This is a genomic window from Anaeromyxobacter sp. SG64 (genome assembly GCF_022690745.1).
In the GTDB taxonomy this organism is placed as follows: Bacteria; Myxococcota; Myxococcia; order Myxococcales; family Anaeromyxobacteraceae; genus Anaeromyxobacter; species Anaeromyxobacter soli.
In genome coordinates, this window is the sequence record NZ_JALCZB010000006.1 from 94,659 (window position 1) to 110,654 (window position 15,996).

Annotated in this window: 9 protein-coding genes; 7 read left to right on the top strand and 2 right to left on the bottom strand. The window is 73.5% G+C overall.

The genetic code is table 11. The annotated features are described in order from the left end of the window. Positions 1-51: 51 nt before the first annotated feature. Positions 52-6,549 carry a hypothetical protein gene (locus MNZ29_RS03430; protein ID WP_242352838.1) on the bottom strand — a complete coding sequence of 2,166 codons (6,498 nt, stop codon included), beginning with the start codon at positions 6,547-6,549 and terminating at the stop codon, positions 52-54. A 389-nt stretch (positions 6,550-6,938) separates the two neighbouring features. Between MNZ29_RS03430 and MNZ29_RS03435 the strand changes: the two genes are divergently transcribed. Genes MNZ29_RS03435 through MNZ29_RS03465 form a run of 7 tightly spaced genes read left to right on the top strand, consistent with a single transcriptional unit; the run spans position 6,939 to position 15,789 of the window. Beyond that, positions 6,939-8,099 (top strand): TRAP transporter substrate-binding protein, encoded by a 1,161-nt coding sequence (locus MNZ29_RS03435; protein ID WP_242340668.1) that lies wholly within the window; start codon positions 6,939-6,941, stop codon positions 8,097-8,099. A gap of 9 nt (positions 8,100-8,108) precedes the next feature. Continuing rightward, positions 8,109-8,741: a TRAP transporter small permease subunit gene (locus MNZ29_RS03440; protein ID WP_242352840.1), complete on the top strand. Its 633-nt coding sequence runs from the start codon at positions 8,109-8,111 to the stop codon at positions 8,739-8,741. After that, positions 8,738-10,699 carry a TRAP transporter large permease subunit gene (locus MNZ29_RS03445; RefSeq protein ID WP_242352843.1) on the top strand — a complete coding sequence of 654 codons (1,962 nt, stop codon included), beginning with the start codon at positions 8,738-8,740 and terminating at the stop codon, positions 10,697-10,699. Before MNZ29_RS03440 ends, MNZ29_RS03445 begins: the two co-directional genes overlap by 4 nt. After that, positions 10,696-12,192 (top strand): FAD-linked oxidase C-terminal domain-containing protein, encoded by a 1,497-nt coding sequence (locus MNZ29_RS03450; RefSeq protein WP_242352845.1) that lies wholly within the window; start codon positions 10,696-10,698, stop codon positions 12,190-12,192. The genes MNZ29_RS03445 and MNZ29_RS03450 overlap by 4 nt, the downstream gene beginning before the upstream one ends. Then, on the top strand, positions 12,189-13,403 hold the full coding sequence (locus tag MNZ29_RS03455; protein WP_242352847.1) for an FAD-binding oxidoreductase: 1,215 nt from the start codon (positions 12,189-12,191) through the stop codon (positions 13,401-13,403). Before MNZ29_RS03450 ends, MNZ29_RS03455 begins: the two co-directional genes overlap by 4 nt. Beyond that, a complete protein-coding gene (locus tag MNZ29_RS03460) occupies positions 13,403-14,818 on the top strand; it encodes a (Fe-S)-binding protein (protein WP_242352849.1) in 1,416 nt (471 codons plus the stop codon). Before MNZ29_RS03455 ends, MNZ29_RS03460 begins: the two co-directional genes overlap by 1 nt. Before the next feature lie 29 nt (positions 14,819-14,847). Then, the gene (locus MNZ29_RS03465; RefSeq protein WP_242340674.1) at positions 14,848-15,789 is read left to right on the top strand and encodes a DUF6328 family protein; all 942 of its coding nucleotides are present in this window, start codon (positions 14,848-14,850) and stop codon (positions 15,787-15,789) included. 6 nt (positions 15,790-15,795) lie between these two features. On the opposite strand, the gene MNZ29_RS03470 is transcribed toward MNZ29_RS03465, so the two are convergent. After that, a partial coding sequence (locus MNZ29_RS03470; RefSeq protein WP_242352851.1) for a hypothetical protein occupies positions 15,796-15,996 on the bottom strand: 201 nt, incomplete at its 5' end.

A 15,996-nucleotide genomic window follows, 5' to 3' on the forward strand; every position in this document is an offset into this window, starting at 1 on the left:
CCGGTGATGCTCACCCGTTCGCTCGCCTGTTCGCGAAGCTTGATCGGCCGTTTACGGCGAGAACGTCGAGGTCAGCGTCGTCGCGTCGCTCCCCACGTTGGAGGAGCGGTTGGGCGCGGTGTCGAACTGCTCGGCGGTGCGCGCGAAGGCGGTGATCTCGACGTAGTACGTCCGGTTCGCGACGAGGAGGCCGGCCGGGAGCGTGATCGAGCGACCGGCGACGGCCCACGTCGCGACGACGCGCGTGGCGCTCGCAGTACCGCTCGCGTAGAGCTCACGGAGCGTGACGCCGTAGCTCGAGGGCGTGCCCACCAGCGGGGCGGACCACCCGATCGTCGGCGTCGCGCCGACGGCGCCGAGGGTGCCGAGCGCGTCGAGCCCGTTCACGAGCGGCGCCTGGACGGGGCCGACCGCGGGGACGATGGGCGAGGGAGGCGCGGGCAGCATGGGCTCGCGCCGGGACACCGTCGCGAGCGCGTCGAGCGAGGTGGCCGCGCCGGGGGCGGTGTAGCTCACGCGCGCCGTGAACGAGGCCACCCGCGACTCCGACCAGAGCGCCGGGTCCAGGTACCGGCCGTAGACGATGGGCGGCGTGAGCGCCGTGAGATCCACGTCGGCGGTGGCGGCGGGCTGGACGAGGCGGAACAGCTCGAGCACGCCGCCGGCGGCGACCGGGGCGGGGCTCGCGAGGGCGTAGGGGTGCGTGCGGACCAGGAGCGCGTGCGGGTTCGCGGCAGGCTGGGCGCCCGGGCCCATGGACGCGAGCAGCGCCTCGAACTGGCTCGTGCGCCAGTCGATCGTGAGCGTCCCCGTCTGCGTGGTCGTGCCGAGCGGCGCGGTGAGGCTCGCGGCGACGCCGTTCGTCAGGTCGGCGCCGAAGGTCGTCGCGCCGTAGCGGGTCATGGCCTGGTAGGCGAACGCGCGGATCCCGCTCGTCACCGTGGACGTCGCGAGCTGGTGCACCCACACGGCGTCCGTCGCGCCGACGAGGTTCAGGGCTCGCCCGATCGAGCTCGAAGACCAGTCCTCCACGACGCTCCCGCCGACCTCGCCGGCGACGAGCTCCGTGCCGGAGATCGGCGCGTCCCAGACGTCGACGTCGGGCGCGGCGAGCTGCACCTCGTCGCTGTCGATCCAGCCGGAGAGACCGGACACGGTGAGGGTCACGGGGGTCGGGGCGCTCGCGGCGGTGGCCTCGCGGCCGAGCACGTCGTAGCCGAGGTCGAAGGAGGTGGCCGACGTCTCGTAGAAGTGCGTGACGCCGGCGCCGTCCGTGAACGCGAGGGTGTAGGCGCCGGGGGGCACGCCCGAGATGGAGAACGAGCCCGACGGCGAGAACGAGCCGGGGTAGCGGGTGCCGTCCGGCCCGATGGCCTCGACCTGCGCGGTGAGCGAGACCACGTCGGGCGCGACCGTCGTGGTCTGGCACGGGGAGGCGACCGAGCAGCCGGCGCCGGTGGTCCAGCGCGTCACGAGCCGCGTGCCGGTGACGACGCGGAGGCACGCTCCCGCCTTGCAGACGAGATCCGTCCCGCAGGCGGCGCCCTCGTTCGTCGCGACCGTGCCGTTCTCGCAGGTCTGGCTGCCCGTCGCGCACGAGGTGACGCCGGCGACGCAGACGTTCGAGTTGGTGGTGCACGCGGCGCCCGCGACGCACGCCACGCAGCTCCCTGCGCTGCACACCTTGTCGGTGCCGCAGGAGGTGCCGTTCGCCTTCACGGTGCTCGTGTCGGCGCAGGTCAGGGCCCCCGTCGCGCAGGACTCGGTGCCGTCGACGCAGGGGTTCGGGTTCGTGGAGCACGCGCCGCCAGCGGCGCAGGCCACGCAGGCGCCCGCGTTGCAGACCTGGTTCGTGCCGCAGCTCGTGCCGTTCGCGAGGTTCGTCGTGCTGTTCTCGCAGGTCTGGCTGCCGGTCGAGCACGACGTCGTGCCCGCGACGCACGAGTTCGTGTTGGTCGAGCAGGCCGCCCCGGCGGTGCACGCGGTGCAGGTGCCGCCGCTGCAGACCTGGTTCGTGCCGCAGGTCGTGCCGTTCGCGAGCTGCGTGGGGGTCGCGACGCAGGTCTGGGTGCCGGTCGAGCAGGAGGTCTGCGACACGACGCAGGCGCCCGCGGGCGTGCAGTCGGTGCCGGCGACGCACGAGCTGCACACGCCGCCGTTGCAGACGAGGTTCGTGCCGCAGGTCGTCCCGTTCGACTTCGGCGTCGCGGTGTCCACGCAGCTCTGGGTGCCGGTCGAGCAGGAGGTCGTGCCGTCGACGCACGGGTTCGGGTTCGTGCCGCAGGGCAGGTTCGCCGTGCAGGTCGAGCAGACGCCGCCGTTGCACACCTCGTTCACGCCGCAGGTCGTCCCGTTCGCGAGGACGGTCGCGCTGTCGACGCAGGCCTCGGTGCCGGTGGTGCAGGAGGTCGTGCCGGCCCGGCACCTGTTGGGGTTCGTCGCGCAGGTTTGGTTCGCCGTGCACGCGGTGCAGGCGCCGCCGTTGCAGACGAGGTTCGTGCCGCAGAGCGTGCCGTTCGGCTCGGCGGTGGCCGTGTTCACGCAGGTGGACGTCCCCGTGGAGCACGAGGTCGTGCCGGTGAGGCACGGGTCCGGGTTCGTCGTGCAGGCGACGCCCGCGGTGCAGGGCGAGCAGACGCCCGCGCTGCAGAAGAGGTTCGTGCCGCAGCTCGTCCCGTTCGCGAGGACCGTCGTCGAGTCCACGCAGGTGGACGTCCCGGTGGAGCAGGAGGTCGTGCCGGCGAGGCAGGCGTTCGGGTTCCCGGAGCAGGAGAGCCCCGCGGTGCACGCGGAGCACACGCCGCCGCTGCAGACCTGGTTCGCGCCGCAGACGAGGCCGTTCGCCTTCGGCTTCGTCGGATCGTCCAGGCAGGCCTGCGTGCCGGTCGAGCAGGAGGTCGTCCCACCGAGGCACGGGCTCGGGTTCGTCGTGCAGTCGAGGCCCGCGGTGCAGGTGCCGCACACGCCGCCCGAGCAGACCATGTTCGTCCCGCAGCTCGTGCCGTCCGTCTTCGGCGTCGAGTCGACGCAGGTCGAGGTCCCCGTCGAGCAGGAGGTGACGCCCGTGAGGCACGCGGCGCCGGGGTTCGAGGTGCAGGCGGTGCCGGCGGTGCAGGCGGTGCAGGCGCCGGCGTTGCAGACCTGGTTCGTCCCGCAGGTCGTGCCGTTCGCGATCGGCGTGGTGGTGTTCTCACAGGTCTGCTGGCCCGTCGCACACGAGGTGACGCCGGTGACGCAGGGGTTCGAGTTCGTCGAGCAGGCGCTGCCGGCCGTGCAGGCGTTGCACGTTCCGTTCAGGCAGACCTCGGGCACGCTCGTGTTCACGTCGCAGGTGGTGCCGTTCGGGGCGGGCTGGGCCGGAGCGGTGTCGTCGCACGTCTGCACGCCCGTCGCGCAGGAGGTCACGCCGAGGATGCACGGCGTCGGGTTCGTGCTGCAGGAGAGGCCCGCCGTGCAGGAGGCGCACACGCCGCCGTTGCACACCTGGTTCGTGCCGCAGCTCGTCCCGTTGGGCTTGGCCGTCGAGTCGAGGCAGGTCTCGCTCCCCGTCGAGCAGGAGGTGATGCCCGTGAGGCACGCGGAGCTCGGGTTGTAGTTGCAGGCGGCGTTGGCCGTGCAGGCGCTGCACGCCCCGCCGTTGCAGACCAGGTTCGAGCCGCACGTGGTGCCGTTCGTCTTCGCGGCGCCGTCGATGCAGGTCTGGGTGCCGGTGGCGCACGAGGTGACGCCGTCGTGGCAGGCCGGGTCCGGGTTGGTGGTGCAGGCGAGGCTTGCCGTGCAGGCCGAGCACACGCCGGCGCTGCACACGAGGTTCGTGCCGCAGGAGGTGCCGTTCGCCTTCGCCGCTCCGTCGACGCACGCCGAGGCGCCGGTGGCGCAGGAGGTGACGCCGTCGTGGCAGGCGGGATCCGGGTTCCCGACGCAGGCGGTGCCGGCGGTGCAGGCGGAGCACGCCCCGCCGTTGCAGACCAGGTTCGTGCCGCAGGTCGTGCCGTTCGCCTTGGCCGCGCCGTCGACGCAGGCCTGCGTGCCCGTGCTGCACGAGAAGACGCCGTCGTGGCAGGCCACGTCCGGGTTCGTCGAGCACGCGCCGCCGGCGGCGCAGGCGACGCAGGTGCCCCCGTTGCAGACGAGATCCGTGCCGCAGATCGTCCCGTTCGTCTTGGGCGTCGAGTCGACGCAGGTTTCGGTGCCGGTCGAGCAGGACGTCACGCCCGTGAGGCACGCCGCGCCCGGGTTCGCCGTGCAGGCGAGGCCCGCGGTGCAGGCGCTGCACGTCCCGTTGAAGCAGACCTCCGGGACGCTCGGGTTCACGTCGCAGGTCGTGCCGTTCGCGATGATCGTCGTCGTGTCGATGCAGGCGCGGGTTCCGGTCGAGCAGTCGGTCACGCCCGCGACGCACTTGTTCGGGTTATCCGAGCAGGCGGTGCCCGCGGTGCAGGCGGTGCACGTCCCCCCGTTACAGACCTGGTTCGTGCCGCAGGCGGTGCCGTTCGCCAGGTTCGTGGCGGTGTTCTCGCAGGTCTGCGCGCCCGTCGAGCACGAGGTCGTGCCAGCGACGCAGGGGTTCGCGTTGGTCGAGCAGGCCAGGCTCGCCGTGCAGGCGATGCAGGTGCCGCTGCCGTTGCACACCTGGTTCGTGCCGCAGGTCGTGCCCGCGGCGATGCTCGTCGCCGTGTTCTCGCAGGTCTGCTGCCCGGTGGCGCAGGAGAACGCGCCGGTGACGCAGGGGTTCGGGTTCGTCGTGCAGGCGCCGCCCGCCGCGCAGGCGGTGCACGTGCCGCTGAAGCAGACCTGATCCGTGCCGCAGGTCGTGCCGTTCGCGATGGTCGTGGTGGTGTCGACGCAGACCTCCTGGCCCGTGGCGCAGGAGGTCGTGCCGGCGACGCACTTGTTGGGGTTCGTCGCGCAGGCCGTGCCGGCCGTGCAGGCGACGCACGCGGAGTTGTAGCAGACCTGGTTCGTCCCGCAGGTCGTCCCGTTGGCGATCGCGGTCGCCGTGTCGACGCAGACCTCCTGGCCGGTGGCGCAGGAGGTCGTGCCGGCGACGCACTTGTTGGGGTTCGTCGCGCAGGCCGTGCCGGCCGTGCAGGCCACGCACGTGGAGTTGAAGCAGACCTGGTTCGTCCCGCAGGTCGTCCCGTTGGCGATCGCGGTCGTCGTGTCGACGCAGACCTCCTGGCCGGTGGCGCAGGAGGTCGTGCCGGCGACGCACTTGTTCGGGTTCGTCGCGCAGACCACGCCCGCGGTGCAGGCGACGCAGGAGCCCTGGTAGCAGACCTCCGGGGCGGACGGATTCACGTCGCACGTCGTGCCGTTCGCGACGAGCGCCAGGGTGTCCGTGCAGACCTCGAAACCCGTGTCACAGGTGATCCGGCCCACGTGGCACGGGTTGGTCGGCGTGCAGGCCGAGTCGAGCCGGCAGACGTTGCAGACGCCGTCGCCGCAGACCTCGTAAGGCGCGGTCGGATTGACGTCGCAGACCGTGCCGTTCGTGACGTTGCCGTTCTCGATGCACTGGGGGAGGCCCGCGTCGCAGCTGATCGCGGCGGTCTTGCAGGGGTTCGCGGTCTGGCAGGTCTCCCCGGCGTAGCAGCGCTGGAAGTGCCAGTCGGCGTCGATGGTGCCCTGGCTGCCGCAGTCGATGCGGTACCGCCCGCGCACCTCGTCGGTCTGGATGAGGGGCGTCTCGAGGTACGACCGCCCGCACTGGAGATAGTTGATCCCGAAGCTGTCGAAGACGACGTACGAGAAGCCCGGCACCTGGCTGCCGGTGCCCGTCGTGCACGCGGTGTCCCAGACGGCGCTCGCGCCCCAGCGGAAGCTCGCGGGGCTCGAGAGGATCTCCGTGATGTTCGGCCCGACGTCCTGCGTCGCGGTCGTCGGGCTGCAGGTGGCGCCCGGGATGGTGATGGGCGAGTCGGCGGTGATCCGGCCGGTCTGCAGGTAGTAGCTCGCGCTCGCGCTGCCGTCCTCGAAGTGGAGCTGCGAGATGCCGTGGGCGGTGACGCCGTCGCGGGTGGACGTGATGTTGTAGACGCCGGAGAGATCGCGCGTCGAGGGGGCGGGGACGACCGCCCAGTCGCTGAAGTGCGTGGTGGTGGCGACGAGGGTGTGCGCGACCGGGTCGCGGCGGACGCCGGGGACCTTGACCCAGTAGCCCGACGCGTCCTGCGTCGCGATGCCGAGGTCGAACACCGAGACGTCGGGATCGACCTTGAAGATGAGCGCCACGGGGGCGGAGAACTTCGTGCCCTCGGGGCCGAGCCGGTAGGCCGTCCCCGTGCCGTGCGGCGCGTGGTTCGTGATCTCGGTGATGGTGATGTCGAGCGGGGACCCGATCGCGCCCGCCGGGACCGCCACGACGAGGCCGCCGCCCCGCGCGGTCACGCTGCCCCCGACCGTGCCCACCGAGCCGCCGGTGCCCTCGCTCGTCGGCGTTCCGGGCGTGGTGGGGGAGGGAGGTGAGGCGACCTCGGTGGTGCCGCACGCCGCCGAGAAGAGCAGCGCGGCTGCGATCGCCCGGGCGTGGAAGCGGGTGCGGAGCATGCGGCCGGAAGCTATCACGCCACTCCTTCGCGGGGGCGGACGCCAGGGCGTCGGCCCCACCGTTTGCGCGGCAAAACGCCGCGCGCCGCGCGCTCCGGCTGAGGGCCTCCGGAACCCGCGAACGCCCGCACTCCCGCTCAACGATGGACGCGCCGAGGTTCTTCCGCTCGGGCCTAGGTCGGGGCGCCCGGTGGTGTCGATGACCTGACGCACCGTGTCGTCGGCAAGCCGTGGATGTGCGCTCGCCGTCACATCCGGAGCCGGCCGCGCCGCGGCACGGAATCCGTTCAGCACGCCCCGCCGATGCCTTGCCGCCCGCTCGACGCGCTTCCAACGAAGTCCTCTGCAGCAGCCCACCTACCCCGGCTCACGGCAGAAGGAGCGCAGGCATGAAGAAGAACGCGAAGGGCTCGGCGCCCGAGGCGAAGGTGCAGCGTACGCGGCGTGACTTCCTCCGGAGGGCGGCGCTCGGCGCGGCCGGAGCGGCGGTCGCGGCCGGCCCGACCATCCACGTCGCGCAGGCTCCGACCACGCTGCGGTTCCAGAGCACGTGGCCGACGAAGGACATCTTCCACGAGTACGCCCTCGACTTCGCGAAGAAGGTGAACGAGATGTCGGGAGGCCGCCTCAAGATCGAGGTGCTGCCCGCGGGCGCCGTGGTGAAGGCGTTCGACCTGCTCGACGCCGTCGGGAAGGGCACGCTCGACGGCGGCCACGGCGTCGTCGCCTACTGGTACGGGAAGAACACCGCCCTCGCGCTGTGGGGCTCGGGCCCGGCGTTCGGGATGGATCCGAACATGCTGCTCGCCTGGCACTACTACGGCGGCGGCAAGGACCTCATGGAGGAGGTCTACAAGTCCCTGAACCTCGACGTCGTCTCCATGCTGTACGGGCCGATGCCCACGCAGCCGCTCGGCTGGTTCAAGAAGCCGGTCGCCAAGGTCGACGACATGAAGGGGCTGAAGTTCCGGACGGTCGGCCTCTCCATCGACATCTTCACCGGGCTGGGCGCGGCGGTGAACGCGCTGCCCGGCGCCGAGATCGTGCCCGCGATGGACCGTGGCCTGCTCGACGCGGCCGAGTTCAACAACGCCTCGTCGGACCGGGCGCTCGGGTTCCCCGACGTCTCCAAGATCTGCATGCTCCAGAGCTTCCATCAGTGCTCGGAGCAGTTCGAGGTCCTGTTCAACGGCGCCAAGTACAAGGCGCTCCCGCAGGACCTCCGCAACATCGTCTCCTACGCCGTCCAGGCCGCCTCGGCGGACATGTCGTGGAAGGCGATCGACCGCTACTCCGCGGACTACCTGGAGATGCAGCAGAAGCAGGCCGTGAAGTTCTACAAGACGCCCGACGCGGTCCTGAAGCGGCAGCTCGAGATCTGGAACGAGGTGATGGACAAGCGCGCCGCCGAGAACCCGATGTTCAAGAAGGTGCTCGAGTCGCAGCGCAAGTTCGCGCAGCGCGCCGCCCGCTGGCAGGCCGACACCAACGTCGACTTCCGCATGGCCTACAACCACTTCTTCGGCAAGCAGGCCGCGAAGAAGGGCTAGGGCGCCCTCATGCAGCGGCTCCTCCTCACCGTCGACAAGCTCTCCACCCGGGTCGGCCAGCTCTTCGCCTGGCTCATCGTCGCGCTCACGGGGCTCATCACCTGGGAGGTGCTCTCGCGGAAGCTCCTCGACGCTCCGCACGCCTGGGCGTTCGACGCGCAGATCATGGGGTACGGCGTCCTCTTCATGATGGCGGGCGCGTACACCCTGGCGAAGCGGGGCCACGTGCGGGGCGACGTGCTCTACGGCTTCTTCCCCGTGCGCCTGCAGGCGACCATCGACCTCGTCCTCTACCTCGCGTTCTTCCTGCCGGGCGCGGTCGCGATGGTGTGGGCGGGCTGGGACTACGCGCGGGAGTCCTGGCTCATCCGCGAGCACTCGACCATCACGGTCGACGGCCCGCCCCTCTATCCCTTCAAGGCCTTCATCCCGGTCGCGGGGGCGCTGCTCCTGCTCCAGGGCCTCGTCGAGATCGCCCGCTGCGTCGTCGCGCTCCGGCACGGGGCGTGGCCGCAGCGCCAGGAGGACGTCGAGGAGGTGGACGTCGAGAAGCTGAAGGAGATGGTCCACGTGAAGGACGAGGACCTCGCCGCGCTCGACGAGGTGGTGGCCCGCAAGGAGCACGAGGAGGTGCGCCCGTGAGGAAGGAGCTCGTCTTCGGCCTCACGCTCATGGGGCTCCTCGTCCTCGCGACGGTCGTGGTGATGCCGCCGCCGTCGCAGTGGACGCAGGGCCACCTCGGGCTGCTCATGCTCTCGCTCGTGGTGGTCGCCATCATGCTGGGCTTCCCCACCGCCTTCACGCTCATGGGGATGGGCGTCCTCTTCGCGTGGCTCGCCTACCGCTGGACGAACCCCGACCTCGCGGTCCAGCAGACGCTCGACCTCATGGTCCAGCGCACCTACGCGACGATGACGAACGACGTCCTCATCGCGGTGCCGCTCTTCGTCTTCATGGGCTACATGGTCGAGCGGGCGAACCTCATCGAGAAGCTCTTCAAGAGCCTGCACCTCGCGATGTCGTTCATCCCCGGCTCGCTCGCCGTCGCGACGCTCGCCACCTGCGCGCTCTTCGCCACCGCCACCGGGATCGTCGGCGCGGTGGTCACGCTCATGGGCCTGCTCGCGTTCCCCGCGATGCTCCGCTCCGGCTACGACATCAAGCTCTCCGCGGGGGCGATCACGGCCGGCGGCTGCCTCGGCATCCTCATCCCGCCGTCGGTGATGCTCATCCTCTATGGAGCCACGGCGGGGGTGTCGGTGGTGCAGCTCTACGCCGGCGCGTTCTTCCCCGGCCTCATGCTCGCCGGGCTCTACATCGCGTACGTCGTCGTGATGGCGAAGCTCAAGCCTTCCCTCGCGCCCATGCCGCCCGAGTCCGAGCGGAGCGTGCCGCTCACGGCGAGCGCGCGCGCGATCGCGGGGGGCGAGCACCGGCGCGCGCTGCCCGGCCTCGTCGCCGCGCTCCTGCGCCCCGCGCCCGGCGGCCCGAGGCGGCGCTGGGTCGCCGGCCAGCTCGCCGTCTCCGCGCTGCCCGCGCTGCTCGCCGCGCTCGGGTTCCTCGTCGTCCACCAGGCCGTGACGCGGGAGATCGTCATCGACACCGGCGGGCTGCGCGAGATCGCCGAGACCGGCGGCGGCGCCGACGCGTTCGTGTACGAGGGCGTGGCGGAGCCGCCGGGCGAGGCCGAGGCGGCCGCGGCGCCGGGCGTGGTGGAGCCGCCGCTGGCGGAACCCGTCCCCGGGACGCTCGCCGAGCCTCCGGGCGCGGAGGCGCCGGGGTCGGCGCTCGAGGCGGCCGCGGAGCGCGCGGAGGGCGCCCGCGTGGCGGAGGGCCCAGGGCGCAAGCCGGTGCCCCTCGCGTTCTGGATCGCGCTCGCGGCGGCCCTCGTGGTGCTCGTGCTGCACTACGCCATCTTCACGTTCGAGCGGCTCGAGATCCTGAAGATGCTGCTCACCTCGTTCTTCCCGCTCACGGCGCTCATCCTCGCCGTGCTCGGGTCGATCATCTTCGGGTGGGCGACGCCGACCGAGGCGGCGGCCCTCGGCGCCGCCGGCGCCATGCTCCTCACCGCCGCCTATCGCCAGTTCCGCTGGAGCGTGATCAAGGAGTCGGTGTTCCTGACCGCGAAGACGACCGCCATGGTCTGCTGGCTGTTCGTCGGCTCGTCGATCTTCTCGGCGGCCTTCGCGCTCCTCGGCGGGCAGCAGATCATCGAGCACTGGGTGCTCGGGCTGAACCTCTCGCCCGTGCAGTTCATGCTGCTCGCCCAGGTCATCATCTTCCTCCTGGGTTGGCCCCTGGAATGGACGGAGATCATCGTCATCTTCATGCCGATCTTCATCCCGCTCCTCGGCCACTTCGAGATCGACCCGCTGTTCTTCGGCCTGCTCGTGGCGCTGAACCTCCAGACCGCGTTCCTGTCGCCGCCCGTCGCGATGGCCGCCTTCTACCTGAAGGGGGTCGCGCCCAAGCACGTGACCCTGAACCAGATCTTCGCGGGCATGATGCCGTTCATGGCGATCCAGGTCCTCGCGGTCCTGCTGCTCTACCTCTTCCCCGCGATCGGCCTCTGGCTCCCGGAGGTGCTCTACCGGTGACCGCTCGGAGCGCAGCAGGGGAGGCGGCCCAGCGGGGAGGCGCCGGCGCGCGGGCCGTCGCCCGGAAGCTCGCGGCGATCGTCGGGCCCCGGAACGTGGTCGTCGATCCCGCGGAGCTGCTCGTCTACGAGTGCGACGGCCTGACCCACGGCCGCGTCCGCCCGGACCTCGTCGTCCTCCCCGGCTCGACCGAGGAGGTCGCAGCCGTCGTCCGCGTGGCGCGCGACGCGAGCGTGCCGCTCGTGCCGCGGGGCGCGGGGACCGGCCTCTCCGGCGGCGCGCGCCCGGTGCCGGGCTGCGCGGTCCTCTCGCTCTCGCGCATGCGGCGGATCCTGGAGCTGGACCTCGAGAACGGCTGGGCGCGGGTCGAGCCCGGCGTCATCAACCTCGACGTCACGCGCGCGGTGGCCGGCGCCGGCTTCTACTACGCGCCCGATCCCTCGTCGCAGAGCGTCTGCTCGATCGGCGGCAACGTCGCCGAGAACTCCGGCGGCGCGCACTGCCTCAAGTACGGCTTCACGACGAACCACGTGCTCGCCGCCCGCGTCGTCCTCTCCGACGGCGCCGTCGTCGACCTGGGCGGTCCGGCGCCCGACGCGCCCGGCTACGACCTGCTCGCCGCGCTGGTCGGGAGCGAGGGGATGCTCGGCGTGGTCACGGAGGTCACCGTCCGGCTCCTGCGCAAGCCCGAGACCACGCGGACCTTCTTCGCGACCTTCCCCTCCACCGACGAGGCGGGCGCCGCGGTCTCCGGCATCATCGCGGCGGGCATCCTGCCCGCGGCGATCGAGATGATGGACCGGCTCGCGATCGTGGCGGCCAAGGCCGCGACGGGCCTCGACTGGCCGGACGTGGGCGCGGCGCTGCTCATGGACGCGGACGGCCCCCGCGCCGAGGTCGAGCACGTCTCGGCACGCGCCATCGAGATCGCGCGCGCGGCGGGCGCGCTCGAGATCCGCGTGCCGCGCGACGAGGCGGAGCGGCAGCTCATGTGGAAGGGGCGCAAGTCGGCGTTCGCGGCCGTGGGCCGGATCAGCCCGAGCTACCTCGTCGAGGACGGAGTCATCCCGCGCTCGGAGATCGCCCGGGTGCTGCGCGACATCGCGCGCCTCGCCGACGAGGCGGGGCTGCGGGTGGCAAACGTCTTCCACGCCGGGGACGGGAACCTCCACCCGCTCGTGCTCTACGACGCGCGCGTGCCGGGCGAGGAGGAGCGCGCGGCCCGGCTCGGCGGCGAGATCCTGCGCCTGTGCATCCGCTACGGCGGGTCGATCACCGGCGAGCACGGCGTCGGCGCGGAGAAGGCCGCGTACATGGCGGAGCAGTTCGGGCCGGACGATCTCGACACGATGCAGCGCGTCCGCTGCGCCTTCGACGGCGCCGCGCTCATGAACCCGGGCAAGGTCTTCCCGACGCCGCGCCTCTGCGGCGAGAAGCCCGGCCCCTACCGCCCCCACCCCGCCGAGGTGGCCGGGCTCGCGGAGCGCTGGTGAGCGCGGTGCGCGCGGCGGCGGACGGAGACGCCGTCCTGGGCCTCACCCCGCGGGTGGCGCTCGAGCCCGGCTCCCTCGACGAGGCGGCCGACGCGATGCGTGCGCTCGCCCGCGACCGCGCCGCGGTGACGTTCATCGGGGGCGGCACGGACCTCGAGCTCGGGGCGCCGCCCGCGCGGCTCGACGCCGTGCTCCACACGCGCCGGCTCGACCGCGTGAAGGAGCACGCCCCCGCCGACCAGATCGTCGCCGTCGAGGCGGGGCTGACGATCGCCGCGCTCCAGCGCCACCTCGCGCCGCACGGGCAGCGCCTCGCGCTCGATCCCCCGCACCCGGAGCGTGCGACAGTGGGGGGCGTCGTCGCGGCGAACGCCTTCGGCCCCCGCCGGACGCGCTTCGGCACGGTGCGCGATCTCGTGGTCGGCGTGACCCTCGTCCGGGCGGACGGCGTCGTCGCGCGCGGCGGCGGCAAGGTCGTGAAGAACGTGGCGGGGTTCGATCTCCCGCGGCTCCTCTGCGGCTCGCTCGGCTCGCTCGCCCTCGTCGCGGAGGTGGTCTTCCGGCTCCACCCGCTGCCCGAGGCGTCGGCCACGGTGGCCGTCCCGGGCCTCACGCCCGCGGAGGTCCGCGCCCTCGCGCGCGCCGCGCTCGACGCGCGCCTCGATCCGGTGGCGATGGCGGCGCTCCAGGAGGGCGACCGGTTCCGGCTCGCCATCCGCTTCGAGGGGTTCGGTCCGGGCGTGCGCGAGCAGGCCGAGCGGCTCCTCGCGCTCGACCCCCGGTGCGAGGCGCTCGCGGGCGCCGACGAGGCGGCGCTCTGGGCGCGGCACGACGCGCTCCGCCTCGCCGGGGACGTGCGGGCGAAGGCCGCCTTCCCGCCCGCGTCGCTCGAGGGCGCGGTGCGGGCGCTCGAGCCCCTCGCGGCGACGCTCGCCGCGGGGGCCCTCGTGCTCCACCCCGCGCTCGGGATCGCGTTCGTCGCGGGAGCGCTCTCGCGCGCCGAGGCGACCGGGAGCGCGGTGGCCGCGGCCCGCGTGGCGCTCCGGCCCGGGAACGGCTCGCTCGTGCTCGCCGCGGCGCCGGCCGCGCTGCGCGCCGTCGCGGACCCGTGGGGCGATCCGCCGCCCGCCGTCGAGGTGATGCGCAGGCTGAAGCGTGAGCTCGATCCGGACGGGCGGCTCGCGCCCGGGCGGCTCGCGGGGGGGATCTGATGCCGACGGCCGACGACGCCCGCATCGCCACCCAGCGGACGGCCGCCCGCGACGCGCGCGGCGTGCCCGCCGAGGACCGCGGCACGAGCCGCAGCGGCGGCGCGCCGGAGCGGGCGCGGAACCCGGCGGACGACTGCGTCCACTGCGGCTTCTGCCTGCCGGTCTGCCCCACGTGGCAGAGCTGGCAGGAGGAGATGGACTCGCCGCGCGGGCGCATCGACCTCTTCCAGGCGCTCGAGGATGGCCGCGTCGCGATGTCGCCCGTCGTCGCCGAGCACTTCGACCGCTGCCTGGGCTGCATGGCCTGCATGACCGCGTGCCCCTCGGGCGTGCGCTACGACCACGTCATCGAGGCGGCGCGCTTCCGGGTGGAGCGCGAGCTCAGGCGCGCGCCGGCGGACCGCCTGCACCGCGCCGGCGTGTTCGCGCTGTTCCCGCGGCCCGGGCGGCTGCGCGGCGCGGCGCTCCTCCTGTGGGCGTGGCGCGCGAGCGGGTTGCAGCGGCTCGCGCGCCGGCTCGGGCTCCTGCGCTTCTCGCGGCGGCTCGCCGCGCTCGACGCCCTCGCGCCCGTCGTGCCGCTGCGCGACCTCCTCGCCCGCCTGCCCGAGCGGACGCCCGCCCGCGGCGCGCGGCGGCTGCGCGCCGGCCTCGTCACCGGCTGCGTCCAGCGGGTCTTCTTCCCGGGCGTGAACGCGGCCACCGTCCGCGTGCTCGCCGCGGAGGGCGTGGATGTCGTGGCGCCGCGCCGGCAGGGCTGCTGCGGCGCGCTCTCGCTGCACGTCGGGCGCGAGGCCGAGGCGCGGCGGCTCACTCGCCGGCTCATCGAGCGGTTCGAGCGCGAGGCGATCGACGTCGTCGTCGTGAACGCGGCCGGCTGCGGCTCGCACCTCAAGGACGTGGGCGCGCTGTTCGAGGGCGATCCCTTCGAGCCCCGGGCGCGCGCGTTCGCGGCGCGCGTGAAGGACGTGACCGAGCTCCTCGCCGCGCTCCCGCCGCGGGCCCGCCGCGCCGCCCTCCGCGCGCGCGTCGCCTACCACTCGCCCTGCCACCTCGGGCACGCGCAGCGCGTGAACGAGCCGCCCCGGGCGCTGCTCCGCACCATCCCCGAGCTCGAGCTCGTCGAGGTCCCCGACGGCGAGCAGTGCTGCGGCTCCGCGGGCGTCTACAACCTCGTGGAGCCGGAGGCCGCCGTCGAGATCGGCCGGCGCAAGGCGGAGGCGGTGCTCTCCACGCGCGCGACGCTGCTCGCGAGCGCGAACCCCGGCTGCTCGCTCCACATCCGCCGCATGCTGGCGGAGCGTGGCGCGGAGCTCCCAGCCGCCCACCCCATCGAGCTCCTCGACCGCGCCATCCGGGCCGCCGAGGAGGCCGACGCCGGACGGCCGGGCGCCTCGCCGCCTCCCCGCACCTTGTAGCGCCGGGCGGCGCGCCGCAGCGTTCGGAGGTGGCGGAGCTCTCGAGCAAGGTCCAGAACGCGCTCGACGAGGCGCGGATCCTGGTCCTCGGGCTCCAGGTGCTCATCGGGTTCGACCTCCGGGCGTTCTTCGAGCCGGGCTTCGAGGAGCTGCCCGGGTGGGCGAGGGCCTCGAAGCTCGCGACGCTCGTCACGCTGCTCCTCGCGCTCGCGCTCGTGGTGCTGCCCTCGCCGTGGCACCGCCTCGTGGAGGCCGGCGAGGACACCGAGGGGATCCACCGCCTGACGATGCGGGCGGTGTCGCTCGCGCTCCTGCCGTTCGCGCTGGGGCTCTCCGGGGACGTGGCGATCGGGCTCCAGCCGGTCGCCGGCGCGCTCGGCGCGGTGCTCGCGGGCGCCGCGGTGGCGCTCGTCGCCGTGGGGACCTGGTACGCCGCGACGGGCGTCGCGCGCAGGAGACGCCCGCCACGGGAGGAGGGCACGGAGGTGAGCGACTCGAGCGTCGAGAAGAAGATCCGGCACGTGCTCACCGAGGCGCGCATGGTGCTCCCCGGCGCGCAGGCGCTGCTCGGGTTCCAGCTCGCGGTGATGATGACGCGGGCGTTCCGGGAGCTGCCGCGCGAGGCGCAATGGGCGCACGTCGGCGCGGTGGGGTTCGGGGTCCTCACCATCGTCCTGCTCGTCGCGCCCGCCGCCTGGCATCGCATCGTCGAGCGCGGGGAGGAGACGGAGGCGTTCCATCGCGTGGCGACGCGCTTCGTCGTCGCGGCGATCCTGCCGCTCGCGGTCGCCCTCGCCGTCGACCTCGGCGTCGTGACCGTCCGGCTCGTACCCGGCTCGCAGGGCCTTCCCGTCGCGGTCGCCGGGGCGACGTTCGCGCTCCTCGCCGGGACCTGGTTCGCGCTGCCGCTCGCGGCGCGCGCGCTGCGCCGGGGCCGGCCGCGTGCGGCCCCGCAGGTCTCGGACCGGTGAAGGAAGTCAGCGCCGCGTCGCCTCGAGCTCCCGGATGGCGCGGCGCGCGAGGTCTCCCGCGCCGCAGCGCGGGCCGACCTCGCGCATGACCCGCGCGAGCGCGCCGTCGGGCTCGGGGAGGGCCGGCTCCGCGGCGGCGATCGCGCGCAGCGGCTCGAGCCCGGCGAGCGCGCCGGAGTCGCCGAGGGCGCGCGCCGCGAGGCGCCG